Raw genomic sequence first — 25,357 nt, forward strand, 5'->3', positions numbered from 1 at the left:
ATTTTCGATTTACTATTTAATTATTACAGGCTTTAACCCATGTTTGAATTTATCACCCATACCAGAATTATTTGGTTCATACGCATCTACAAACTCGGCATTAACCCCATCCTCTGGAATACTTGCTTCTTTTTCTAAAGCCCAGTAAATGCCATTTAGAGCGAGTTTTCTCATAGATTCATTTTTAAAATCATAAGGATGCCCCAAAGTGGTGAAAAATACTCTGGCAGGCGTACTACTCTGTCCTGCGTAGGTTTTAGTCCATGCCACTGGATTAGTTAGTGGAAATTTGTCCAATTGTCCTTTGGCCTCGTGATTTGATTTTAAGGAAAGACCTTCTAATAAAGGTTTGCTGTCACCATATAATTTCCAGTCGCCTCCATCTACATGATATAACCATGAAAATGCATCAAAAGGTTTAACACCCTTAAGAATAGGTGATTCAACATTTGGTAACAAACTTACAGACGTTAATTCACCATGCCCATCAGCAAAGTGACCATGATGGGTTATCCATTGCTGGCCAAAAACTTTGGTGGTCCATTCATTATTAAGATGCTGCATGGTAGAGTCTGTCTTATACATAAATGCATGGGTAGCAGTTCTAAAACCCACCATTGGTTTACCTGATTCTGCGTAGTCAGTAATGTATTTTGCCTCTTCTTTCGGCAAAGCCCTGAATCTCGTAAACATCACCATTAAATCGGCAGTTTCTAATGCCTCTAAACCTTCAATGTGGTCTAGTCTGTTAGGGTCTATGGTGCCTGTGCTATCAACAGAATAGCATAAAGTTATATCAGCATTCAACTCTCTTTTTAGAATCTTTGCCAACATGGGCATAGATTCTTCAGAGCGATACTCTTCATCACCAATCACAAAAACAATGTGGGGTGGTTTTTCTGTTTTTGTTTCGGTGCTAGTACATGAGCTGAAACCTATCAATAGGAGTGCAGCAAAACTTAAAATTCTTGAAAACATGTTTTATTCGGTTATAGGGTGTTCTTTTAATAATTCTTCTGGCGTGTAAAAGCCTTCTTTTGTTTCTATCTTTTTACGAATAGCGGCTACATGTTCTGGGTAAATGGCTTCTGCATTGTTTCCAAAAGACTTTCTTACATAAGTAAGTACGGAGGCTAGTTCGTCATCAGTGAGCATTCCACCAAAAGGTGTCATTGGAACCTGACCAGGATATTTTTTACCGCTTACAGTAATAGGGCCATAAATTCCTTTCATCACTAATTTAACTAATCGCTCCGGACTTCCAGAAACCCATTCATTTTTAGTTAAAGGAGGAAAACCAGAAGACTCTAAACCTTTCCCGTCTGTTTGATGACAAGTGGCACAGAATCCATCTCTTTCAAAAATCTCCTTTCCATTAAGAATCACTTCTCTTTTTATAACGTTTTCTACCAAAGGAGCCACGTCATCAGGCTTAGCTTTTGGGTCAAAAGGTATCATATGAGCTTCTGCGGCATCAAAAGTCCTTTTCATCCAGTCATCTAATGGGTGCTGTTTAGCTATTGCTAAAACCTCTTTAGCAGAAGTGTCATCAAGCCAAGTTCCTGCTACAAAAGCCTCTAAACGAACTCTGCCATGTGGGTCGGCTGCTGCTACTTTTAACAGTTCAAGCTGGTCTGGTATTTCTTGGCCTACATACCTAAGTACTTTAACAGCCGCTGCTCTTACTTTATGGTCGTTGGCAGATAGGCATTGCTTAAGCAAGCTTTCATCTATTTTATTTAATCCCCAAGATGTCCATAGAGCTTCTAACAAATTATGCTCATATCGCTCATCAGCTTTATCTAAATTACTTACCCATGAAGCTAATGCCGTAAGAACCTCTTCACTATTTCTTTCTCTAAGCTCTCTTCTTGTTCTGTATCTTGTTCTGTATTCTGGAAGTTTAAGATTATCTAAAAGCTCTGTGATACTTGCTCCAGCTACTTTGGCTGGTGTTACCAATGGTCTAGATGGATAAGTTATTCTGTAAATTTTTCCATGAACATGGTCACGCAATGGGTCTCTTGCATTATGCTGCATATGACCTACTAATACATTATGCCAGTCTGCAAGGTATAAAGAGCCATCAGGAGCAAACTCCATATCCACAGGTCTGAAGTTAGTATCTGTACTGCGTACCAAGTCCATTCTATGTTTTGATGTGTAGCCAGTGCCATCGTCTACCATGGTATGCATTTTGGTTCCTAAGAAGCCAATCGTATTATTAATAAGGAAGTCTCCCTGCACATTGTCTGGGAAATGTCTACTATGAATAAACTCCAAACCAGAGGTAGGCCTAACGCGGTGAGCATCCTCTATTAAATTTCTAGAGCCGGGGTTTGATAGCCCATATTTAGATTTTATGCTACCCGGCATCATCCAGTTCATATCAGGTCCAGAAGTATGTGCAAAAAAGTTTTGACCCCATTCGTCAAACGCTATTCCCCAAGGATTAGGAATTGACAGCTGAGCTGTTCTCTCTAGTTTATGCTTTTGTGGAGAATACCTGTAAAAGCCGCCATTTGTAGCTCTAACTGTTCCGTACGGTGTTTCCACATTTGTGTGTAAAAATACACCCTCGCCCATATACAATGCACCAGATGGGTCTGCACAGAAAGCACTAATTACGTGATGTGTGTCATGGTCGTCAAAACCGCTTAATACTATTTCAGACTTATCCGCTATATCGTCGCCATCAGTATCAGTATATAGTTTAAGGTTAGTTCCTTGAGAGATGTATACACCTTCCGGTGCAAATTCAAAGCCAGCAGGTATATGAAGTTTATCCGCAAAAACGGTCAATTTATCAGCTTTAAAATCACCATCCGTATCTTCTAAAATGATCAATTTGTCATTTGGCTTTGCATCCCCTGGTTTATAATGAGGATAAGTAGGCATAACAGCTACCCAAAGTCTTCCTTTATTATCAAATGCTATTTGAGATGGATTAGCTAATTCAGGGAATTCAGCTTCAGAAGCAAAAAGGTCGATTTTATAACCTGGAGCCATGGTGAAGGCGTCCATTATTTCGTCTTGGTCTAGGTAACGCGTCTTATCCTTTAATTTGAAATTTGTTTCAATAGGATGTAAGTCTTGCGTTTTAGCATCTGCAGCAGCTAAATCATAAGGTTTCTCATTGACAGTATTCCAGATAAGTGTATCTCTTATAACCGTCATTTGACGTACTTTAATTAATTCTTCAGGATAGTTGTCGTTTCCAAAAGGGTTATACCTTCGGCCAAAAACATGAACACCATTGGGTATTTTATAATCATTGTGCCAAAACCAGTTTTTTTCTAAAACAGCTTCTTTTACTTCAGCTCGTAAATCTTCGTTTTTTACCGATGATTTTCCAAACACGCCATCAACTAGTAATTCAGAGAATTTTTGATATCCGGCGTCATTAAGTTGTTGTCCGTTCGTAGTGTATTGTAAACCGGAGTCAAACCAATCTTTGCTTGGCCCAAAAGCATCAAGAAAAAGAACTTCATATTTAGCAGCTACTCCTTCTATGGCTGACGCGTATAAAGCTAAATTCTCGTTTTCGGTTTTGCCATTTGGCAAATCAAGCTTATCAGAAAGGTCTTGAAAAGCAATAGGAGAAACCAAAGCTAGTTGAGGAGCTAAGGTGTCATTATATTTTTGAGCCAAAGTATGCTCTATAAAGGCTGAAAGCTCGCCTTTGAAATTATCTAAGCCAGCAGCACCGGCATAAGATTCTGAAAAGCCGAAAGCGGCAATGATTATATCAGTTTTATGTTTTCCAATCCACTCATCAGGTGTTTCAAAATGCCCTTGACTGTTAGATTTTTGAGCTAGATCAGTTTGAAATTTTTCAGCTCCTGGGAATGCCCAGGGAGAAACTCTTCCAGAGTGTGGTCTGAAACCTGGCGTGTCGCCACCATCGCACATATTTCTTATGTAAAGATTTTTTTCAGGGTTTCTGAGATGCATTTCTGTCTCAAAATAACCATAGTTCATCATACTAGAGCACAGGTTATTTCCAATGAGCGTGATGTGACTATTTTGGGAGAGTTTAAGATAGTTTTTGTCTGGCTTACAGCCAATAAAAACAGTAGCCGCAAAAAGGCAAAGGCTAAGGTTTCGAATGAAAGAGTTTAACATTCAGGTTTAAGTATTTATAAGGTTGGTTGAAAATTCGAATCAATTTATAATTTTTTTTTACAAATACAGACTCCTGAATGTGTCAATTCGCTTTAAAACGACATAATTGGGCTATTTATAGTTTATTGAGCGTTTTGGTTCATGATTTTTAGTTTTTCTGGTCGATAGAGTATTTTATTAAATATTAAATTTTATATAACTAAGAGCGATTTGGCATAGCATAAAAAGAGAATTCTATTCTTTAGAATCATATAGGACAAGGTACTTGTTTTTACAATAAGAGGAAAAATACCACATCGTTTAAATTCGCGGTTCAGAGGCGTAGCACTGCTGCTTCTCTACGATTACGCCGCGAACAATCATCAATTACACCGTCTTAGTTAATTTAATATTAGCTATTGCCAATAAAGAGAGGATTATAATTTATGAATGTCTATAATTTGCAAAATAATTATACTTCTAGGAGTTATTGTTTTATTTTAAACAAGAGCCCTATAAAATGATGGTATAATATTGTTACGTCAAAGTCATTTTCTTTAAACTTTGGTGTTTGATTCAAATCATGATTTATAAATTCTATTGAAACAAAAGTATGAGTAAATTCAAATCAGTTTTTGGAGGTTTAAGTTTAGCAATAGCATTCTGTTGCTACTCCCAAATTGGATTAGGTCAAAAGAAACCTAATATCATTTATATCATGAGCGACGACCACACCAGTCAAGCTATTGGGATTTATGGTGGGGCATTAGCTTCTGTTAATCCTACGCCTGTTATTGACGAGTTTGCTAAAGAGGGTATGGTGTTTGAAAACGCTTTTTGTACCAATTCCATTTGTACGCCAAGTAGGGCAAACGTAATGACTGGCCAATACAGTCAAACCAACGGAGTACTCGATTTGGATGGGAACTTGCCACCAGAGAGGCAGTATTTGCCTATTGAAATGAAAAAGCTGGGCTATCAAACTGCTATGATAGGTAAATGGCATTTGAAACAGGAACCGGCTGCGTTCGACTATTATAATGTTTTGCCTGGCCAAGGGAATTATTTTGATCCAAGCTTTAGAGTGAGTACCGAAGGGGCTTGGCCTAATAATATGGAGTCGCATAAAGGATATGTTTCTGACATTATTACTGATGTTACTTTGGAGTATTTGGAAAAAAGAGATAAAAACAAGCCATTTTTCTTGATGCATCATCACAAGGCACCACATGATGACTTTGAATACCCAGAAAGGTATCAGCCGTATTTATCAGATGTGGAAATTCCTGAGCCAGCCAGTATGTATGCTCAGCCATTTTTTGGTTCTGAAGCTACTTTAGGAAGAAATAATACCTTAAGAGATAGAATTGGTACATCGGTTTCTTCAAGACACCCTTATCGTAATTATTCACATCAGTACGGTTTAGACAGTATTGCTAACCAAGATGAGCGAACGCATCAGGCCTATCAGGAGTACACAAAACGTTATTTGAGATGCGTTAAAGGCGTTGATGATAATTTGGGTAGGTTGTTCAAATATTTGAAGGAAAACGACCTTTGGGATAATACCATTATAGTATATACGAGTGACCAAGGAATGATGCTGGGAGAGCATGATTATATGGATAAAAGATGGATGTATGAAGAGTCTATGAGAATGCCTTTTATCATCAAATATCCTAAGCTAATTAAGCCAAATAGTAGAACTAAAGCTATCATTAATAATACGGATTATGCTCCAACTTTGCTTGAGCTAGCAGGAGGTGAGGTACCTTCTTATATGCAGGGGGAAAGTTTTAAGGAGGTATTGACCAATCCTACCAAAGACTTTAGAGATGCAACTTATTATAGATACTGGATGCATTTGACACACCATGACGTACCTGCTCATTTTGGTGTTAGAACAGCTAAGTCTAAGCTAATATTCTATTATGGAGCTCATTACAATACTGAACTGTATGGTAAGAATAGTTTTACTTGGGTAAAAGACCCAAGTGAATCGTACCACTTCGAACCAACTCCTGCTGCATGGGAGTTTTATGATTTGACTCTTGACCCTAAAGAGGTGGTTAACAGATATAAAGATCCAAAATATCAAGCTGAAATTCAGAAACTGAAGGCCGAGATTCTGGCTCAAAGACTAAAGTATAAAGAAGAAGATAAAGCTTATCCAAATATTGAAAGTGTTATTGAGGCTCACTGGAATGATTAAGTTTTATCAAAAAAGAAAGTGTTTAAAGGGGTAGTTGGTTAATTTGCAGTGATGAGAAATTTAGTGTTTTTACTTTGTACGTTATCAATAATATCGTGCCAGCAGAAAGAGGTTTTTGAAAAGCCTAATGTGGTTTTTATACTTACCGATGATCAAGGTTACGGAGATTTGGGCTGCAATGGAAACCCATGGATAAAAACGCCAAATATAGATTCTCTATATAACGAAAGTGTGTCATTTACAGATTACCACGTGGGTACCACTTGTGCACCAAGCCGTGGTGGTTTGATGACTGGTAAGTTTAGTAATAATGTGGGGGTTTGGCATACCATTATGGGTAGGGAGATTTTGAATGAAAATGAAGCCACTATGGCTGAATTTTTCAAAGAAAACTCTTACAAAACATCCATGTTTGGTAAGTGGCATTTGGGAGATAATTACCCTTTTAGGCCACAAGATAGAGGTTTTGATGAGTCTGTAATTCATAAAGGTGGTGGCGTAGGTCAGCAACCAGACTATTGGAATAACGATTATTTCTCAGATACTTATTTTAGGAATGGGGTACCCGAAAAGTTTGATGGCTACTGTACAGATGTTTGGTTTGCTGAAGCTCAGAAGTTTATTGAGAAGAATAAAGAAGAGCCTTTTTTCTGTTATTTAGCTCTCAATGCACCTCATGGACCATATAATGTTCCTGAAGAATATAGTGATTTATACAAAGGTCAAGAAGAAATCACTAATCCTGAATTTTATGGGATGATTACCAATATTGATGAAAACGTGGGTAAGTTAAGAGCTTTTTTAAAGGAGAAAGGCTTAGCGGAAAATACCATTTTCATTTATATGTCAGATAATGGAACTGCAGCGGGAGTAGCATTTGATAAGAATGGTGATGTGAAAAAAGGCTTTAATGCAGGAATGAGAGGAACCAAAGGTTCGGAATATGAAGGTGGGCATCGTGTGCCTTTTATTATGCACTGGCCTAAAGGCGAACTTAGCCAAAGAAGGGATATTAAGACCTTAACTTCTTATGTAGATTTCTTCCCAACATTGGCAGATTTATGCGGTTTACCTTCTCCTGATAATGGTTTTGATGGAATTTCTCTCAGAAATGTAATTTATAAAGACGAGAAACCAGATAGAGTTTTGGTAGTAGATACACAGCGAGAAGACGATTTGATAAAGTGGAAGCAGCCTTCTGTCATGAAGGATAAGTGGCGAATGATAGGCGGAACCGAGCTTTACAATATCAAAAGTGACCCAGGACAAAGAGACAATTTAGCCGAACAGTATCCAGCACTGATGGATAGCTTGAAAGTGGCTTATGAATTATGGTGGAAAGGCACAGAGGAAGCAGCAGGACACATGACTTATATTCCAGTTGGCAATGATATCCCAGAATTGGTTCAATTAAACAGTCATGATTTACATACACCAATAGGTCATCCTACATGGAATCAAGCTCAGGTTAGAAGTGGTAGTGGAGCCATGGGCTATTGGCCAATTGAGGTTAAAAATGCTGGAAAATACGAAGTAGAGCTACGCAGATGGCCAAAAGAGTCAGGCTTAGGTTTAGGTGATGCCGCTCCGATAGGTGATGAGATTCCTGGAAAAAATCAATATAAAAAAGGGGAGCGATGGCTCATTAATGGTGCCGAGCTAATTATTGATGAAAATGTACATGTTTTAGCTGCTCCTAAAATGGGAGAAAGAGCCGTATTTACTTTGGATTTAAAAAAAGGGAAGCAAATAATGAAGGCCTCTTTTGAAGTAAATTCTGGAGATAAAAGGCCAGTTTTTTATGCCTATGTCAAACCTTTAAGTGAATAAAAAACGCTAAGGTTTAAACGTTTTGTGCGGCAGACTTTTTATTCGCATTCTTTAGATATTCCGTTGGCGTCTTTTTAATGAACTTTTTGAAATATCTATTAAAATTAGAGAGGTTATTAAAACCGCATTCAAAGCATATTTGAGAGATGTTCAAATCTGTTTCTAGTAATAGTTTGCACGCGTGACCAATTCTGATTTCTAATAAGAAATTCGTGAAGGTTTTGTTGGTCTTTGTCTTAAAATACCTGCAAAATGAATTGACGCTTAGGTTTGCCACATTGGAGATTTCTTCTAAACTGATTTCTCTGTCAAAGTTGCTTAAAACGTATTGGTATATATTGTCAAGTCGCTCACTATCAATAGAATCATAGGTTTGGGAGAAGCCCAGTGAACTTAGCAAGGTATTGTCGTTATTCAATGTAATGTGAGACATTACATTGAATAACTTGATAATTCTTTGGAAACCTTCTGATTCATGAAGTGACTCAAAAAGGAAGTTATTTTGAATAGGGTCGTTGTTCTTTATTTGAATGCCTCTAGTCGCTTTTGATATAATTTCTTTTATTGATTTCATCTCAGGAAAAGAAAGAAATTCAGAGCTAAAAAAGGTAGGTAAAAAGTGAATCACATACGCATCTGAATAGTTCTGTTCTTCGGTGGTGTCATACCTAAAAAGATGTGGCAAATTAGAGCCAAGCATGAAAATGTCGTTTTCTTCAAAAGGTGCTACGGCATCTCCAATTATAAAAGTGCCTTTACCTTTTCTAATAAGTATTATTTCAATTTCTGGATGGTAATGCCAGCGGTTATGATAAACCGGAACTTCATCATGTCTTATGCTAAAAGACTGCTCTATTTTGTTCGAAATCTTAAGTAATTGAGCTTTCATATTTTAGTTTTTAACTACTTGCTTATATAGTATTACCTATTGCTAGAATTTTTACGATTTGTTGTCTTTTTCTGTGGTTATTTTGTTTATATCTAATAGCGAGACAAATAAAGTAATATTTAATTGTAATTCTAGGAGATGTTATAAATTTTCTTAATTAAAGGAAGTTTTTCAAAATTAATGAGCAGTTTAAGAATTAAAAAAATACCACATTGAGAGCAATTATTCTTAAGGAACCAGGGCAGTTTGACTTTATAGAACAGGAAGATATCAAAGCTGAAAAAGGCAAGGCGATAGTAAAAATTAAAAGAATAGGAATCTGTGGAACAGACTACCATGCATTCAAAGGAGACCAGCCTTTCTTTACATACCCTAGAGTTTTGGGCCATGAATTAGGTGGCGAAATAGTTTCTATATCTGAAAATGGCATAGAACATAGTTTAAAAGTAGGTGATAAGGTGGCTATAGAGCCATATTTGAACTGTGAAACTTGTCAATCTTGTCAGGCAGGACATATAAATTGCTGTGAAAACATCCAAGTAATAGGGGTTCATTCAGATGGTGGAATGGCAGAGTATATCTCTATTCCTTTAAACAAAATTCATAAATCTGCGAGCCTAAGTTTTGACCAATTAGCTTTGGTAGAAACACTAGGAATAGGCCTGCATGCAGTAAACAGAGCGAATGTAAAATCTGGAGAAAAGGTACTTATAATAGGAGCAGGGCCAATAGGCCTTGGTGTGGCTCAGTTTTCAAAATTGAATGGTGCTACAGTTTGCATGGCTGATATTTCAAAAAGTCGTTTAGATTTTATTAAGAAAATAGGTCTTTCAGATAAAAGTATCCAAGTAAGAGGTAAATTAGAAGAAGCTGATTTGAAAAATGCTTTGGATGGGGATTTGCCCAGTGTAGTTATTGACGCTACGGGTAATAAAAACTCCATGTTAAACACATTTAATGTATTAGCTCATGGCGGCAGACTGGTTTTTGTTGGTCTTTTCCAGGGCGATGTTACGTTTTTTGACCCTAATTTTCATAAAAGAGAGCTTACGCTTTTGGCAAGTAGAAATTGTCTTCCAGAGGACTTTAAAGAAATAATTTCACTGATAGAACGGGGCGTCATTGATACAAATCCATGGTTATCTCACCGTACTAGCTTTGAAGATATGCCAGATAAATTTGAGACTTTTTTAGAGCCTAGTCAAGAGGTTATAAAAGCCATTATTGAACTTTAAGCGTTGACTTTATGCGGTTTAAGCTTTATTTATTTTTTATTATTCTAACTTGTCTTTTGACAAGCTTGGGCTGTAGTGATAAAAGTAAAAAGGGTGAGTTAAAATTTACGCAAATTGATGCAAGTCATTCAGGCATTGATTTCAATAATGAGATACTAGAAGACGATTCATTAAATTTCTATCATAACGAGTATGTGTATATAGGCTCGGGTGTTGGAATTGGGGATTTTAATAAAGATGGGCTGCAAGATGTGATTTTTGGAGGTAGTCAGGTCAATAGCAAACTCTATTTAAACAAAGGCGATTTTGAGTTTGAAGACGTAACGCTCTCTGCTGGCATAACTAATACGGAGTGGGTCACTGGTGTTACCGTGGAAGACGTAAATCAAGATGGCTGGGACGACATCTATCTTTGTGTTTCTCACTTCAGGAATCCTAGTCAAAGAAAAAATCTTCTTTTTATTAACCAAGGTACATCAGATTTAAAATTTGTAGAATGTGCGGAAGCGTACGGTTTGGCTGACACTGGTTTTTCTACTAATGCAGCGTTTTTTGACTATGATAAAGACGGCGATTTGGATATGTATTTGCTTAATCATAAGCTTTTTGAGCAGCAACCAAACAGAATAGTAAGAATTGATACGTCTGGGCTAGCTTCATCAGCAGATAAACTTTTTAGGAATGAAGGTGGTGCTGAGCATCCAAAATTTGTAGATGTATCTTTAGCTGCGGGAATAAAGGAAGATGGCTATGGGCTAGGCTTGCTCATTTCAGATCTTAATCAAGATAACCTTCCTGATATTTATGTGGCAAATGACTATTTAAGCAATGATTATCTCTGGATAAATGATGGTAAAGGAGGTTTTACTAATCAAATAGCCGCTGCTACTAGACATCAAAGTTTTAGCAGCATGGGGGTTGATATTGCTGATATTAACAATGATTTGTTGCTAGATATTGGGGTTTTGGATATGATGCCAAACACCAATGAAAGGAAAAAGATGATGACTTTGGGCTTTAGCCCAGATAAGTATGATATGCAAAGAAGGGCAGGCTATAATCATCAATACAGCCGAAATGTACTTCAAGTAAATCAGGGAATACCATCTGGCGATGTTCCTGTTTTTTCAGAGCTTGGTCAACTAGCTCAAATTTCTGAAACAGACTGGAGTTGGAGTATACTTTTTGCCGATTTTGACAATGACCGCTGGAAGGATATTCATATCTCAAATGGTTTAGGAAAGGATTTGACAAATAACGATTTCATCTCTTTTACCAGTGAAGAGCTATCAAAACAGAGCTTTTTTGGAGGTTCGTATGAAAATAGTGTTAGTCAAGAGCAGGTGGTGAGTTGGACAAAGGCTTTGGACGAATTTGGAGCTGTTAGTAAAGAGAATTTCTTGTTTATAAATGACAAGAACTTGGGTTTCTTGGATGGTTCTGAACTCTTAGGAGACGGTGAAAAGTCTGTTTCTCAGGGTGCTGCTTATGTAGATTTTGATAACGACGGTGATTTAGATTTGGTGGTGAATAACATGAACCAATCGGCCTTTGTTTATAGAAATGACTTAAGAGCAAGTGTTGAGGATTCAACCCATAACTTTCTAAAGATTAAGCTAGAAGGAATAAGGGGAAACTTAGGAGGAATAGGGGCAAAAGTGCTGGTATACACTGGAGGTGAGTCACAGGTTTTCGAACAAACGCCTACCAGAGGTTATGCATCTACTGTAGATAAAAGAATTAATATAGGTTTGGGTGAGTTTCAATCAGTTGATTCTGTGAAGGTTTCGTGGAGTTCTGGGAAACTTAGTATTCTTAAAAATGTCAAAGCGAATCAAGAACTTAGAATAAAGGAAACAGAGGCGAATGATGGCGTATTAGATTATTTAAAGAGAAAAGAAGAACCTCTTTTTAAGGAACTTGCATTTAATGCCTTTAAGCCACACAAAGAACAAATATTTTCAGATTACTCTAGAAGGAGAATGCAGCCTCAAAAGTATTCTCAACTAGGACCTGCCATGGCAAAAGCAGATTTAAACGCTGATGGCCTTGACGACCTTTATATAGGAGGGGCAAGAGGGCAGGAGTCTTGTGTTTATATCCAAAATCAGAAAGGTGATTTTACAGAGCATGTTCTAACAGGTAGTTTAGAGCATGAAGATTTAGGTGGAGTTTTCATAGATATTGACAAAGACAATGACCTTGATTTAATCACGGTAGGAGGTAGTACAGAATTTCCAAATTCAGGTCAACAAGGTGTTTCAGTCTATTTAAATAATGGAAAAGGGGAATTCTCTGCTTCCGAAAACCATTTTCCTAAAGGTTTTAAAGTGTTTTCTTCCACTATAAAAGCCGAGGATTTTGATAAGGACGGCGACATGGATTTATTCATCGGTGGTCGTTTAGATAATACTAACTTTCCGAAAAGCTCAGAGAGTTTTTTGTTTGAAAATGTAAATGGAAAGTTCAAGGATATTACGCCTGCCGCAGTGCGTTCTATGGGTATGGTTACGGATGCTGTTTGCATAGATTTTGACCAAGATGGTCTTCAAGATTTGATAGTATGTGGAGATTATATGGAGCTAGAATTCTTTCAGAATACCGAGAATGGTTTCAAGCACTTTACAGAAAAAACAGGTTTGACTGGTAATCATGGTTGGTGGAGAAGTCTTAAACTAGCAGATATTGACCAAGACGGTGATTTGGACCTAGTTGCTGGGAATTTTGGCTTAAATAATAAGTACGATATTAGCTCAGAAAGGCCAGCCTATTTGTTCGCTAAAGATTTAGATAATAATGGGGTTCAGGAATTGATGCCTGCATATTTTATCAAAAACTTGAAAGGTAATTTTAAGCTTTTTCCAGATTTAAGTAGAGACCAGTTTGCTGAGCAAACACCCAAAATAAGGCAATTCTATGCTAAGTATTCGGCATATTCTAATGCAACTATGTCTGATATTATAGACCGTTTTGGTAGAGATAAAATGTTAGAATTACGCTGCGATTATTTAGGTACAGCTTGGTTTGAAAATTTAGGTTTAGGAAAATTTGCTAGGCATGAATTGCCAAAAGAGGCACAGTTTGCACCAGTAAATGTCATAGAAACAGCTGATATTAATTCAGATGGTTTTCCTGATTTAATTTTGGCAGGAAATGAATACCACACTGAAGTGAGTACGGGTAGGTCTGATGCTTCTTATGGCACTGTATTATTGAATAAAGATGGTAAAAGCTGGAGAGCTGTTCCTTCTTACCTTTCTGGCTTGTATTTAATGGGAGATGTGAGGTCAATGATTCTTCTAAATAATGGGAATAATTTGCTCTTTGGTGTGAATAATACCTCGCCCGCATACTTTAGTTTGCCTGTTAATAAGTAAAGGTTGATCGTAAAGTATTAGCTCTTTAATGGCATGCTAAAATCGTATTATGTTATGCTTAAATTGATGTTTTGTACTGTGTATTAATAGTATAATTTTGTTATAGTTTAATATTCAGCAAAGAATATGTAGTGACACTTTAGTTTTGGTGGTACTATCTTATAGAGCTGAAAGGGTTAGAAGAATGGTTTAGTAAATTTTAGTGAAAGATTACAAAAAGAGAGATTTTCTCTCTTTTTGTGTCTTAATCATTTAAAGAAAAGTATGAAAAAAATAGTATTAACTTTTTTATTGGCCGCAGGTTTTCTGTCGGCGTATTCTCAAGAAAGGTACACAGAAGACTGGGACCAAATAGCTGCGAAATATGAGATTCCAGAATGGTTTCAAGATGCCAAATTTGGTATTTTCATTCACTGGGGTGTGTATTCTGTTCCAGGTTATGGTTCAGAGTGGTATGCAAGAAATATGTATATAGATGAGAATTCTAGTACCTCATATCATGGTAATAAAGGAAAACAAGGGCCATCTAAGGATTATTTATATCATACTAAGACGTTTGGGCACCCTAGTGAATTTGGTTACAAAGATTTTATTCCCATGTTTAAGGCCGAGCTATTTGATGCGGCTGAATGGTTAAACATTTTCGAAAAATCAGGAGCCAAGTATATTGTACCAGTAGCTGAGCACCATGATGCTTTTGCCATGTATAATTCTTCTTATACCCTTTGGAATTCTGTGGATATGGGACCTAAGAGAGACATTATTGGTGAGCTTCAAAAAGAGACTGCTAAGCGTGGAATGAAGTTCGGCGTTTCCTCACACTTAGCTTTTAATCAAGACTTTTTTACCAAAAAGCCTGAGTTAGGTAATACAGCACCAAAGTATCAGCAGCTTTATGGCCCAATTATGAAAAGTAGCAATGAAGCTCCTACAGCCGAGTTTAAAGATATGTGGATGAAAAGAACCACTGAACTTATTGACAACTACCAGCCAGATATTCTTTGGTTTGACTTTGGCTGGGACAGACCTGAATATGCTTCTGAGCATATTCAGTTGACTAGTTACTATTATAATAAAGGATTAGACTGGGATAAGGGCGTAGTATTACAAGGGAAAAATCATAAGTATAAATCGTTGGCGGAGGGTGCCTATGTGCACGATATGGAAAGAAGTAAATCTGCAAAAATTAGAGATTTCTTCTGGCAAACAGATACTTCAATAGGGAAGAACTCATGGGGTTATGTGAGCAATTGGGAGTCAAAGGAAACGAATACGTTAATTGACGATTTAGTAGATATTGTAAGTAAAAACGGAAGCATGCTTTTAAATGTAGGACCTAAAGCTGACGGAACCATTCCTTACGACCAACAAAAAGTCTTGTTTGAAATGGGAGACTGGTTAAAAGTAAACGGTGAAGCTATTTACGGTAGCCGACCATTCAAGATTTATGGTGAGGGACCTACTAAAATAGTAGAAGGACACCTTTCTGAAGGAAATAATAAAGATTTAGGTTCTGAAGATATTAGATACACCACAAAAGGTGACCAGCTTTATGCCTTCTTAATGGAGTGGCCAGAAAGCAATGAGATTTTGATTAAAACTTTGGCAAAAGGAAATCCTAATTATACTGAACAAATTAAAACAATTACAATGATGGGTTCTGATGAAACCATCAAGTTTAAACAAACCAAAGCGGGTTTAAAGGTTACTTTACCGTCATACAGGCCATGTGATTTTGCCTACGGTTTGAAAATAAACTAGAAAGAAAATAGGGGGTTGAATAGAATGATTGAATAATTAATTCTCCTAGAGTGTGTGAATTTAGAGTCTGTTTCAGTAATTGAAACAGACTCTTTTATTATAGGCTTTTCCAGTTGAGGGATTTCAGTATGAATTTCTCAAATTTATTATAGGAAGCCCTGCTTATATATTTCTTTAAAGTATTGCAATATTATAAAAGAGAACATTTTCAATACCCTCTTCTATTTATCCCTCCCAAAATTGATTAGTTTAGGTCCTTGAAATAAATACACATGAAAGACTTTACAATCACACACATAGGCAATACCGCACTTAGCCTTCCTATGCCCTTTAAATTTATTAAGGCCAAAGGCGAAGTCTTTTACTTTCAAATGAATGATGGCACTGAATATGGAAGTAAAAAAGAAGGAACACCCATTACCTTTGAAAATGACCTTTGGCTATGTGCTTACCCAACTACTCAAGAGTTTTGGGAAGCTGTGGTAAAAGAGGCTGAGATTGGAGAATTAAAGGAGCTTCCAAGCTATTTTCTTGGAAAGCATAGGCCCTTGGAGAATGCAAGTTGGGATGAAGTTCAATTGTTTTGCAATGCTTTAAATGAACTTAAACAATCAGATAATTTGAAATTTAGGGCGAATAAAAAGATAAAGGGTAGATTTGGCCTCCCCTCTGAAGTTCAATGGGAGTATGCTGCTAAAGCTAATCAAAGTTTCATTTTCTCTGGTTCTCAAAATCTCAACGATGTAGCTTGGTATGATGAAAATAGTAGTAAGCGAACTATGCCAGTAGGGCTAAAGAACCCTAATGCTTTTGGTTTATTTGATATGAGTGGAAATGTTTGGGAATGGTGTGAGGAAGAAAATATCACTAACCTGAATGATATGCCTAAAGGTGGCAGTTTTCTTCAAAAAAATGACGTAAAAAAAGTTCTGCGAGGTGGTAGTTTTTTCAAGAATGCACTGAATTGTTTTTTATTAAGCCGTTTCTCTTTATCATCTAATTCAAGAATGAATAATGGCGGCTTTCGCATGAGTTTTAATAATTCCTTTTTTCGATAGGGTTTAGTCAACTAACGGCAGAACAGTAGTTGTATATATATTCTATTTTTTATTATCCGCTCAAATTATAAGAATACATTTAAAGAAATGGAGATAAAATTTTTAAAGAATCAGGGATTTACTGAAATAAAGAAAATAGAAGAACTCAAAATTTCAAAAGGAAGAGTTGAGTTTGATAAGGATGGAGAAACTTCAAAAATTATTGAACCCGATTTACGATACTATTGGGATGAGGAGCTGTTTGGTCTGCATTTGTCCGATGACACTAGTTCTGGCTTTGACTGGATGGAATTTCTTACGACGTATAATGAAATAGTTTCCAAGGCAAGGGTTCTATATTTTGGTAGAAGTCAGATTGAAAGTTTTAAGACGCTTATTTATGTCTTCGGTGACTTAGAATTTCTTTACTTATCAGAGAATAAGCTTTTAACTTATGTCGAGTTAAAAAATATGCCAGTTCTTGAAACTTTTGAGGCCTCTCATTGCTCATTGTTAAAAACTGTGGACCTAAATGGTAAATTTAATAAACTGAAATGGATTGATTTGTCTTATTCAAATTTGGACGCTTTTAGTTTGCAAAATGCGGATTTCCCTAATTTACAAAACATAAATATGACGAAAAACACCTTTAGAAATAAAGGTGTTTTCACTTTTCATACTTGCCCTAATTTACATTTTGTTTTAGGCTTGGAAGCCCTAAAAGGAATTGATGAAGTATTTTTTGAAGGGAATGACTTGAATGTTAGGAAATTAGTAGCAAAAGAATTAATAAGAAGTTTAGAGGATGAAATAAATATTAATAGACCAAATGTTTCACGAATTCAATTAGCGAATAGTTATAAATTAAGTCAAGAAGACTTTATATATTTTCTTGATTTAGGGCATTTGAATTTAGAGAAAATTCCCGAATCTATTTTAGAGATTAAAAGCATAGAACATTTATGTTTAGGAGCATATTTTCCTAATAAAATAGACTCATTTGGTCCTCTTATTTGGGAGGAATCTTATTACCATAAAAAAACACGTGTAAACCATAATTCTATTCAGTCTAAAGAACTTGAGAAACTTAAGGAACTGAGCAACTTAAGGTCGCTCTATTTAAATTCTATAGACTTAGATTCATTGGTTTTCTTAAAATACACACCAAACTTAATAAGCCTAGATGTTTCTGGAAACAGAAGAATAGAACATTTTAGACACTTAAAAGAATTAAAAGAGCTAAAACTGTTTCATGGTTCAAGCATTAAAGGCTTTGATGATTTACAAACAGCTTACTTACCTCAAAACCTAATTTCTTTATCATTGGAAAGTTGCAGTTTAACTAAGCTAGGTTTCTTGGAAAGTTTAGCAAAATTGGAATATGCTTTTTTAGGATGTAATCAGATTTCAACAAATGAATTATTGACATTTATATTTGATGAGAAAGGAAAACCTAATACTTTAAGAATTTCACGAATCAAATACACTAACTTCGGAGAATCTGGTATATATATAAATGAGAATCCAATAGAAGAAGGTTTGTTCGGATATTTAGATAATAAGGAGCCAAAGGAGAAGCTCAAACTACTACAAAAATATTTCGATGAACACATTAAGGAAGATGAAATTAGTTTTAAGCAGATTAAAATTATTTTATTAGGGAATACACAGGCTGGCAAAACTACTTTTTTTGATATCCTAAATTGTCATACAAAAAGGTACAAAATGAAATCCAAGGATGGTGAAAGTACACATGGTGTTAATATTTCTTCGATAGAGTATTTAGATAAAAACAACGCACCAGAGTTTATTTTGAAAGTTTATGATTTTGGTGGACAAGATTATTACCATAGTACGCATTGGCCTTATTTTACTCAATCTGACACTAAATATTTAGTTATATATAGAAGTGATATTAAAGATGAATATTCTATTAATAATAAAGGAGAATCGCTCTATACTTTAAATTATTGGCTAGATAGTATAAAAAAGTATGCCTTTAAAAATGAGAATCCGAAGGAAAAAGGGGTTAAAACAAATATTATTCAGAATATCTATTCAACAATATCAAGCACGGGAGAAACCCCTATCAAACAAAACCTTAACTTAAAAGACCTCGAGAAAGAATATGAAAAAGTACTGGTTTTAAATGTTTCGAATTCTTTTGACTTTGAAAAGAGGAGAGATAATATTGATAGAGAGCGGCTTAAATTTAAAAAAGGCTTTGTGGGTGCGTTGAAGGACGAGACTAAAGTAAAAACGTCTCTATCGAAGTCGCGATATGCGTTTTTGAAAACCTTGAAAGGGAATCCAAAAGGTATTATTGAAAAAGTTAGTATTTCGTATCCAGATAAGAGTGAAGAATGGATAGAGGTTTCGCTAGATTTTGCACAGAATACAAATGACATAATTTATAATAAAGAAGGTAGCTTAAAGGGTTTTGTAATAACAAATATTGAGAAGTTTAACTCCTATATTTTCCAGATACTTAAAAATGAAAAGGATGGCTATTTTAATAGCAAAGATATTGACGATAGACTAAAAGGCTCAGGTTTAGGTTCAAAAGAAATTCAGTTTATAGTTAATTTTATGCTAGAAAATGAAATTGTCTTTGAAACTAAAGAAAATCATTTTCTGGCACCTGCCTTTTTAAGTAATAAGTTATCCGTTTCAGAAGAGTTGCTGGTGGAGACTTTTAGTGTTCCAATGGTAGAATATATATTTAAGGCTCATTTTCATAGTAATATATTCACCAAAATTGTCATTGCGTTTTCTAAGGATAATTCATTGCTAGAAGATGGGTGGAAATATGTTCTGAAAAAAGGATATGTTTTTCTTTACGAAAAACAGTCAAGCAAAGAGGGTCAAAGTTTGGTTAAAAAAAATCTTCTCCATATTAAATTTGAATTAGAGCCATCCCCTAAAATAAAAGTTTATAATCATGCACTTTTTGGTGTGAAGGATGAGTTTTTTGAAAAAATACATAATCAATTAGATGAATTGGTAGAATATGAAGGGGACAACCTTAGAAATATTGAAAAGCTGGTTTTTAATAAAAATAAAAAGCGTGTTAACTATCAAGACTTAGTTGCCGACAATCAGTTTATTTTAGATGGAAAAGGGACGGCGTTGATCCAATACGAAAACGAATTATTTAGAAAAGGAGACTTTAGGATTTTCTTAAGCCCAGAAGAACGCAAAAAGCTCAAAATGAAGAAAATATTTATTTCCTACTCAAAATTTGATGAAGTTTATAAAGAAGAATTTAAAAGCCATTTAGCAACGCTGAAAAATCAGGATTTAGTTGAGACTTTTGATGATAGGGATATTGAAAGTGGGAGCAAATTCGATACAGTTATTAAACAAAAAATCGTTGAATGCGATTTGTTCATTTGTTTAATCAGTAGGCACTTTTTAAATGTAAAATACATTTTTGAAGAAGAGTTTCCTTATGCCCTTGACCACGGAAAAACCATTATTCCGATAATTATTAGACCATGTGATTGGGAGGCAATGCCTATAGGGAATAAAGGTGAGAAATTAGGGGATTGGAATGCTCCTGACAAAGGCAAAGTAATAACACAAAGACCAGAAGGTCATGACGAAAAAAGTCAAGTAATTATTGGAGAATATACTTCTAATGAACGAGATGCGATGTGGTTGAAATTTGTAAAGAAAATAAGAGAAATAATTCAAAATGATTAAATATGGATCTAATACTACAAGTAGCCCTACACCATCAATTTGATACTCTTCAGGAACTTAGTAAACGAATGTCGGAGAATAGCCGAAATGCTAAGACTTGGTGTCTAAGTTTAGTTTCGGCCCTATTAGTTTTTAGTTCTAAGACTTTGGCTTTGCCATGGTTTATCTTAGTGCTGCCCATTTTGCCTTTGATGTATATTGATATGTATTATTTAGCTTTAGAAACTTTTTACAGGCAAGAATACAGTGCTCTAAAGGCAAAATATAAAGATGGAGGATTAGAGATGAAAAATGTTTATGATATGGAAAGTCCAGCTGGTAACCTTCATATATTCTATCAATTTTGGTCAAAATCTGTTTGGCCGTTTTATGGTTTACTATTTCTTGTTGCAGCGGCTATCGGTTGGTATTTAGAGCATTAGACCAAATGTCTTGGTTTATAGTATTCTAATAACAGAATTCTTGTTAAAGCCCTGACCAATCAATCTCTTTCAAAATAGTTTCCGCAATAACCTTATGCCCTGCTGGTAACGGATGAATACGGTCTTTCCCGAAAGAAATACTTGAGTTACCTAAAACCGGATGGTAGGTATCTATCGTTTTGAAAACTTGGCTGCTTTTGTAGTTAGAGATAAACGCTGCATACTTGCTGATAACCTCCGAATCATATTTAAAGTAAGGCTTTTTATAGCTGTAGCTGTCTAATGCTAAACCGCCATTCGGTTTCATACCGGTTTCCATGAAAGAGGTGGGAGTAAGTAAGATTACTTTAGCACCCGTTTTAGCAATGATTTTAACAGCTTTCGCAATTCCTTTCTTGTACGCCTTAAAACGTTTTGGGTCAAATGGGCTATAAATACCATCATTTATGCCATAATACAGGAAGCAAATGTCAAAAGGACCTTCTGCCAAAATGCTATTTAATCTATCAAAAAGTAAAGGTCTTCTCGGGTCATGAATAGCTTCTGAAAGGCCAGAAACTGTTTCGCTGTTTTTGCCAAAGTTTATTAATTCAAACTTAGATGAGATTTCAGGTTTTTCGCTCAGGTAGTCAATGTAGCCACCGCTAAAGGTGATGCTGTCGCCTATAAAGGCAATTTTCTTTTTCTCACTATTTGCCAAGGCTTGCAAGCTAAGAGCGGATAATCCCGTCATAAGAAACGTTCTTCTTTTCATGCTCATAAGCTATAAAATAATCTCGATACCGCTATTTTCTTTATTAAATTTATCTGCTGCCTCTTTGTTTACTTTAGTACGCCATACATAAATATGCTTGAGGCCTTTATGGTCTTTAAAGACTTCTAAAGCTTTATCACTAACCTGAGTATCATTAAGGTTAAGGGCATTCAGATATTTTAGAGGGGCTATATTTTTAAGGGATTCGTCATCTATCTTAGTGCCATTCAGCTTTAGTTTTTCTAGGTTCTCCATTTGACTAAGACTTTCAAAATCTGCACTAGAAATAGCAGCATCCGTCAGATTAAGCCATATTATATTTTTGGCCAAAGGCAAAAGCTCTTTAAGGTCAATTTTTGGCGAGGTTCTGTTTCTATCAATAGCTATATCAAGCATTAATGGCTCATGATTCATCACGCGATAAGTAAAACCGCCTTTCTCAATTTCTGGAAGTAAACTTAAATCAACATTCGTAGGAATATTCGGATTGTAAGTTTCTGAAATGGCTCCTCCGTGCGAATCACTTCCAGTTGCAGCTTTCTTGTAGCCAAGATATACTTCCACATTATCTAGCACTTCTCCGTGACTTTCTAAGCTTAAAAAGGATATATCTTTATTTACGGCTTCATTGTTTATCCACCATTTTAATATCGCAAGCTCGCCTTCAGTTAGGGGAGTTTTGCCATCGGTTGGCATAAATTCTTCGTGTTCCTTTTCTAAAGTAACTCTTCTTATTAATTCACTTTCATCTATATTTCCTACGTTTAACACCGCACCATTTTTGCCTCCTTTCATGATGTCTTCATAGGAGCTAAGCACCAATTCCCCCTTTTTCTTTCCAGACTGGTGGCATTGCGTACATTTTTTGTCAAGAATCGGTTGTACCAAATCTTCAAAAATCAACACGTCTTCTATTTTCTCTGGTATTTCTCTTTTGGTTTCGGTTAAGGTGGCTAGTGTTAAATATTCTGTGCCATGCGTAAGGTTTCCGCCCTGGTGTCCCGCATAGCTCATTAAGCCTATTATGCTTAAGAAGAGTACTGATAAGACCTTTTTAGGTAATGTTATTATAGACTTTCCCTTGTCTGTAAGAAAGAAAAATAGCAGCAAACTTAAAACTGTAAGACCTATTCCGCTTAGTTTATGATTTTCTAATAATTGATAAGCATAGTCTCCAGAGTTAGAAAGAATCCAGCCCAAAATACAAGCCGAAACGCCTGAAAGTCCACCTAAAAGCAAGGAGAGTTCAGTCGCTTTGCCAAACATATCATACTTCGGGAAATACGTGGCTAAATGAAAAATACCAGCTAAGAGTAAAAAACCAATAGGCAAATGAACCACTAGCGGGTGCAGCCTACCTAAAAAAGTACCTAAATCCAATAAGATCATGTTAAACGCGAGTTAATTTCACTGGAGCCGTATGATTGGCGTTCCATTGGCATACATAAATACTGTCGTCCTCGTCTATGCAAACGTCATGTCCATGAGCAAAAACAGGATTCTTAAGATTTGTGGTGGCTTGAAGTTTGCCATTAGCGTATTGCGGAGCTTGACCACCAGGATTACTTATAACCTTGTTGTTTTGGTCTAGAATAGTTACAAACCCAGAGTCGCCCCAGTTTGTTTTTCCTTCTTCATCTTTACTCCAGCACACACCGGCATATATATTTTGCCCATGAAGTACAGGTCTGCAAACATGCATTCCCGGTAGGTCAATTCTTTCTATAAATTTACCATCTAAGGTGAAGACTTTAAAGCAGTTTTCATTTCTTGAGGTGCAAATCAAAGTAGGTTTTGTTGGATTTCTAGTATCAATAGCCACACCATGAGCATTGGATAAATTGTGCTCTTTGTTTTCATTATGATGCCCACCAAAATGCCTGATATATTCTCCATTACTACTGTATTGAATAATATAATCACTGCCATAACCGTCGGCTACATAAATGTCACCGTTTGGAGCTACAGCAGTTTCCGTCGGCATAAAAGGTTCGTCATCTCGGTAAATTCCAATGGTTTTAGGATGTCCGAGAGCAAAATGCAGCCTACCTTCTAAATCTGTTTTTACTATCTGGCCTGCCTGTTTTTCATAGCCCCCAGTTTTGTTTTGGAACCAGCCGCAGTCTGTAATTAGTAAAAAATCTTCCCCTTGGTCTTTACCTATAGATAGTCCGTGACCACCAGGAAATGCATGACCCCAAGAGTCAAGAAGTTTTCCGGATTTATCAAAAATCAAGATGTTGTTATTGGTATGGTCACCTATCATAATAAGGCGGCCTTGGCTGTCTTGAACCATCTCATGACAGTTTAAAAGTGGGTTATAGCTTACGCTTAATTTCGCCCAGCCTTTATCTACCTTATATTTAAAATCACCGTGGCCTATGATGGTTTCGTCCTCTAAGTTTTGATGTAAAATACCAAAGCTTTTGATAGGCGAGCCAATTGCAGCAATGGCTCCTAGAAGTGTAGTGTTCTTTATGAAATTTCGTCTTTTTTGCATAGGGTTTAAATATTAGCTTAGTATGTCATTTACTATTTTTCCGTGTACGTCGGTAAGTCTGAAACGTCTTCCTTGAGACTTAAAAGTTAGTCTTTCGTGGTCCATGCCGGTCAGTTTCATTAGCGTAGCATGAAAATCATGTACGTGCACAGGGTCTTTTGTGATATTGTAACTAAAGTCGTCCGTTTCTCCGTAAGAAAATCCTTTTTTGACACCAGCACCCGCCATCCACATGGTAAAGCATCTAGGGTGATGGTCTCTTCCGTAGTTTGTTTTGGTGAGTTTTCCTTGGGAGTAGGCTGTTCTGCCAAACTCACCACCCCAAATAACCAATGTGTCTTCTAATAAGCCACGCTGTTTTAAATCTTTGATAAAAGCGGCTGTGGCTTGGTCAGTGTTTTTACATTGATGTGTAATGCCTCCCGGTAGGCCGCCGTGATGGTCCCAACCCTGGTGATATAATTGGATAAATTTCACATCTTTTTCTAAGAGTTTTCTAGCCAAAAGACAATTCGCCGCATAAGAACCAGAGTCTCTACTATCTGGGCCATACATATCAAAAGTCTCTTCAGATTCTCCGGCAGTATCCATTACTTCAGGAACAGAGGTCTGCATTCTAAAGGCCATTTCGTATTGTGCTATTCTAGCATCAATTTCAGGGTCATTAATGGCTTCATTTTGAAATTGGTTTATCTTTTTCAGGTATCCCAGCATTTCTTCTCTGTCTTGTCCATCGTAACCCTCAGGGTTGTTCAGGAATAACACAGGGTCTTTTCCTGCTCTAAACTGTACGCCTTGATGCTCGGTTGGTAAAAAGCCGTTGCCCCATAATCTAGAATAAAGTGGCTGGTCTTTTCCTCCATTTTTTGACACCAAAACTATAAAAGAGGGTAAGTTTTCATTGTCGGAACCCAAGCCATAACTCATCCAAGACCCTATAGAAGGCCTACCCGGAAGCTGATGACCTGTCTGGAAGAAAGTAATAGCAGGGTCATGGTTTATATGCTCTGTATAAACTGATTTTACAATGCATAAATCGTCTACCACTTGTGCGGTATGCGGTAGCAAATCACTAACCCATGTTTGAGATTCGCCATGTTTCTTAAAGCCTGTGAAAGATGGAGCTATGGGTAAGCTACTTTGTGAAGCACTCATTCCTGTTAACCGCTGCCCACCTCTTACAGATTCAGGCAGGTCTTGGCCCATCATATCTACAAGTTTTGGCTTATAGTCAAATGTTTCAAACTGAGACGGCCCACCACTCATAAACATATAAACCACTCGTTTTGCTTTGGGTGCAAAGTGAGGAATACTAGCCAAAATTTGCTGCTGCATTTCTTCATCAGAAATTACGCCGGTACTCGCTTGGGGTTTTGAGTTCAACTTATCAAAACCAAACAGAGAGCCTAGTGCCAAGGTACCTAAGCCTAGCGAGGTTTTGTTGAGGAAGTTTCTCCTATCAATTTTCTTATTCAATTCACCAAAATCTGGCGAATCTATGCTAAAGTCTTTGTGATGATGATGGCTCATT

At 36.4% G+C, this 25,357-nt stretch carries 15 protein-coding genes; 8 read left to right on the top strand and 7 right to left on the bottom strand.

What is annotated here, in order from left to right; all coding sequences use genetic code 11:
* Positions 1 to 12: 12 nt before the first annotated feature.
* Both AADJ06_RS03625 and AADJ06_RS03630 read right to left on the bottom strand, forming a co-directional pair.
* Positions 13 to 978: a ThuA domain-containing protein gene (locus AADJ06_RS03625; RefSeq protein ID WP_341225041.1), complete on the bottom strand. Its 966-nt coding sequence runs from the start codon at positions 976 to 978 to the stop codon at positions 13 to 15.
* Positions 979 to 981: 3 nt separating this feature from the next.
* Positions 982 to 4,125: a PVC-type heme-binding CxxCH protein gene (locus tag AADJ06_RS03630; protein WP_341225042.1), complete on the bottom strand. Its 3,144-nt coding sequence runs from the start codon at positions 4,123 to 4,125 to the stop codon at positions 982 to 984.
* Between the two features lie 592 nt (positions 4,126 to 4,717).
* Between AADJ06_RS03630 and AADJ06_RS03635 the strand changes: the two genes are divergently transcribed.
* Both AADJ06_RS03635 and AADJ06_RS03640 read left to right on the top strand, forming a co-directional pair.
* Positions 4,718 to 6,316, top strand: coding sequence for a sulfatase (locus AADJ06_RS03635; protein ID WP_341225043.1), 1,599 nt, complete (start codon positions 4,718 to 4,720; stop codon positions 6,314 to 6,316).
* Between the two features lie 51 nt (positions 6,317 to 6,367).
* Complete coding sequence (locus AADJ06_RS03640) at positions 6,368 to 8,146, top strand: arylsulfatase (RefSeq protein WP_341225044.1); 1,779 nt, start codon at positions 6,368 to 6,370, stop codon at positions 8,144 to 8,146.
* 13 nt (positions 8,147 to 8,159) lie between these two features.
* Here AADJ06_RS03640 and AADJ06_RS03645 read toward each other — a convergent pair whose 3' ends face one another.
* The gene (locus AADJ06_RS03645) at positions 8,160 to 9,035 is read right to left on the bottom strand and encodes an AraC family transcriptional regulator (protein WP_341225045.1); all 876 of its coding nucleotides are present in this window, start codon (positions 9,033 to 9,035) and stop codon (positions 8,160 to 8,162) included.
* Positions 9,036 to 9,247: 212 nt separating this feature from the next.
* Here AADJ06_RS03645 and AADJ06_RS03650 point away from each other — a divergent pair, with 212 nt between their 5' ends.
* The 6 genes from AADJ06_RS03650 (at position 9,248) to AADJ06_RS03675 (ending at position 20,572) form a co-directional block, all read left to right on the top strand.
* A complete protein-coding gene (locus AADJ06_RS03650) occupies positions 9,248 to 10,270 on the top strand; it encodes a zinc-binding alcohol dehydrogenase family protein (RefSeq protein ID WP_341225046.1) in 1,023 nt (340 codons plus the stop codon).
* Positions 10,271 to 10,281: 11 nt separating this feature from the next.
* Complete coding sequence (locus tag AADJ06_RS03655; RefSeq protein ID WP_341225047.1) at positions 10,282 to 13,647, top strand: VCBS repeat-containing protein; 3,366 nt, start codon at positions 10,282 to 10,284, stop codon at positions 13,645 to 13,647.
* Positions 13,648 to 13,911: 264 nt separating this feature from the next.
* The gene (locus tag AADJ06_RS03660; protein WP_341225048.1) at positions 13,912 to 15,408 is read left to right on the top strand and encodes an alpha-L-fucosidase; all 1,497 of its coding nucleotides are present in this window, start codon (positions 13,912 to 13,914) and stop codon (positions 15,406 to 15,408) included.
* Positions 15,409 to 15,680: 272 nt separating this feature from the next.
* Positions 15,681 to 16,466 (top strand): formylglycine-generating enzyme family protein, encoded by a 786-nt coding sequence (locus AADJ06_RS03665; protein ID WP_341225049.1) that lies wholly within the window; start codon positions 15,681 to 15,683, stop codon positions 16,464 to 16,466.
* 87 nt (positions 16,467 to 16,553) lie between these two features.
* The gene (locus AADJ06_RS03670) at positions 16,554 to 20,150 is read left to right on the top strand and encodes a TIR domain-containing protein (protein ID WP_341225050.1); all 3,597 of its coding nucleotides are present in this window, start codon (positions 16,554 to 16,556) and stop codon (positions 20,148 to 20,150) included.
* 2 nt (positions 20,151 to 20,152) lie between these two features.
* Complete coding sequence (locus tag AADJ06_RS03675; RefSeq protein WP_341225051.1) at positions 20,153 to 20,572, top strand: hypothetical protein; 420 nt, start codon at positions 20,153 to 20,155, stop codon at positions 20,570 to 20,572.
* A 43-nt stretch (positions 20,573 to 20,615) separates the two neighbouring features.
* Here the strand turns inward: AADJ06_RS03675 and AADJ06_RS03680 are convergent, their stop codons facing one another.
* Genes AADJ06_RS03680 through AADJ06_RS03695 form a run of 4 tightly spaced genes read right to left on the bottom strand, consistent with a single transcriptional unit; the run spans position 20,616 to position 25,356 of the window.
* Complete coding sequence (locus AADJ06_RS03680; protein WP_341225052.1) at positions 20,616 to 21,326, bottom strand: GDSL-type esterase/lipase family protein; 711 nt, start codon at positions 21,324 to 21,326, stop codon at positions 20,616 to 20,618.
* A 9-nt stretch (positions 21,327 to 21,335) separates the two neighbouring features.
* A complete protein-coding gene (locus tag AADJ06_RS03685) occupies positions 21,336 to 22,715 on the bottom strand; it encodes a c-type cytochrome domain-containing protein (RefSeq protein WP_341225053.1) in 1,380 nt (459 codons plus the stop codon).
* Position 22,716: 1 nt separating this feature from the next.
* Positions 22,717 to 23,826: a 6-bladed beta-propeller gene (locus AADJ06_RS03690; RefSeq protein WP_341225054.1), complete on the bottom strand. Its 1,110-nt coding sequence runs from the start codon at positions 23,824 to 23,826 to the stop codon at positions 22,717 to 22,719.
* Positions 23,827 to 23,838: 12 nt separating this feature from the next.
* The gene (locus tag AADJ06_RS03695) at positions 23,839 to 25,356 is read right to left on the bottom strand and encodes a DUF1501 domain-containing protein (RefSeq protein ID WP_341225055.1); all 1,518 of its coding nucleotides are present in this window, start codon (positions 25,354 to 25,356) and stop codon (positions 23,839 to 23,841) included.
* Position 25,357: the final 1 nt, after the last annotated feature.

The organism is uncultured Arcticibacterium sp. (assembly GCF_964021845.1).
Taxonomy (GTDB): Bacteria; Bacteroidota; Bacteroidia; order Cytophagales; family Spirosomataceae; genus Arcticibacterium.

Excerpts from the sequence above, each read along its gene's own strand:
- AADJ06_RS03625 (WP_341225041.1), bottom strand. The coding sequence starts at position 978 with ATGTTTTCAAGAATTTTAAGTTTTGCTGCACTCCTATTGATAGGTTTC.
- AADJ06_RS03630 (WP_341225042.1), bottom strand. The coding sequence starts at position 4,125 with ATGTTAAACTCTTTCATTCGAAACCTTAGCCTTTGCCTTTTTGCGGCT.
- AADJ06_RS03635 (WP_341225043.1), top strand. The coding sequence starts at position 4,718 with ATGAGTAAATTCAAATCAGTTTTTGGAGGTTTAAGTTTAGCAATAGCA.
- AADJ06_RS03640 (WP_341225044.1), top strand. The coding sequence starts at position 6,368 with ATGAGAAATTTAGTGTTTTTACTTTGTACGTTATCAATAATATCGTGC.
- AADJ06_RS03645 (WP_341225045.1), bottom strand. The coding sequence starts at position 9,035 with ATGAAAGCTCAATTACTTAAGATTTCGAACAAAATAGAGCAGTCTTTT.
- AADJ06_RS03655 (WP_341225047.1), top strand. The coding sequence starts at position 10,282 with ATGCGGTTTAAGCTTTATTTATTTTTTATTATTCTAACTTGTCTTTTG.
- AADJ06_RS03660 (WP_341225048.1), top strand. The coding sequence starts at position 13,912 with ATGAAAAAAATAGTATTAACTTTTTTATTGGCCGCAGGTTTTCTGTCG.
- AADJ06_RS03665 (WP_341225049.1), top strand. The coding sequence starts at position 15,681 with ATGAAAGACTTTACAATCACACACATAGGCAATACCGCACTTAGCCTT.
- AADJ06_RS03670 (WP_341225050.1), top strand. The coding sequence starts at position 16,554 with ATGGAGATAAAATTTTTAAAGAATCAGGGATTTACTGAAATAAAGAAA.
- AADJ06_RS03675 (WP_341225051.1), top strand. The coding sequence starts at position 20,153 with ATGGATCTAATACTACAAGTAGCCCTACACCATCAATTTGATACTCTT.
- AADJ06_RS03680 (WP_341225052.1), bottom strand. The coding sequence starts at position 21,326 with ATGAAAAGAAGAACGTTTCTTATGACGGGATTATCCGCTCTTAGCTTG.
- AADJ06_RS03685 (WP_341225053.1), bottom strand. The coding sequence starts at position 22,715 with ATGATCTTATTGGATTTAGGTACTTTTTTAGGTAGGCTGCACCCGCTA.
- AADJ06_RS03690 (WP_341225054.1), bottom strand. The coding sequence starts at position 23,826 with ATGCAAAAAAGACGAAATTTCATAAAGAACACTACACTTCTAGGAGCC.
- AADJ06_RS03695 (WP_341225055.1), bottom strand. The coding sequence starts at position 25,356 with ATGAGCCATCATCATCACAAAGACTTTAGCATAGATTCGCCAGATTTT.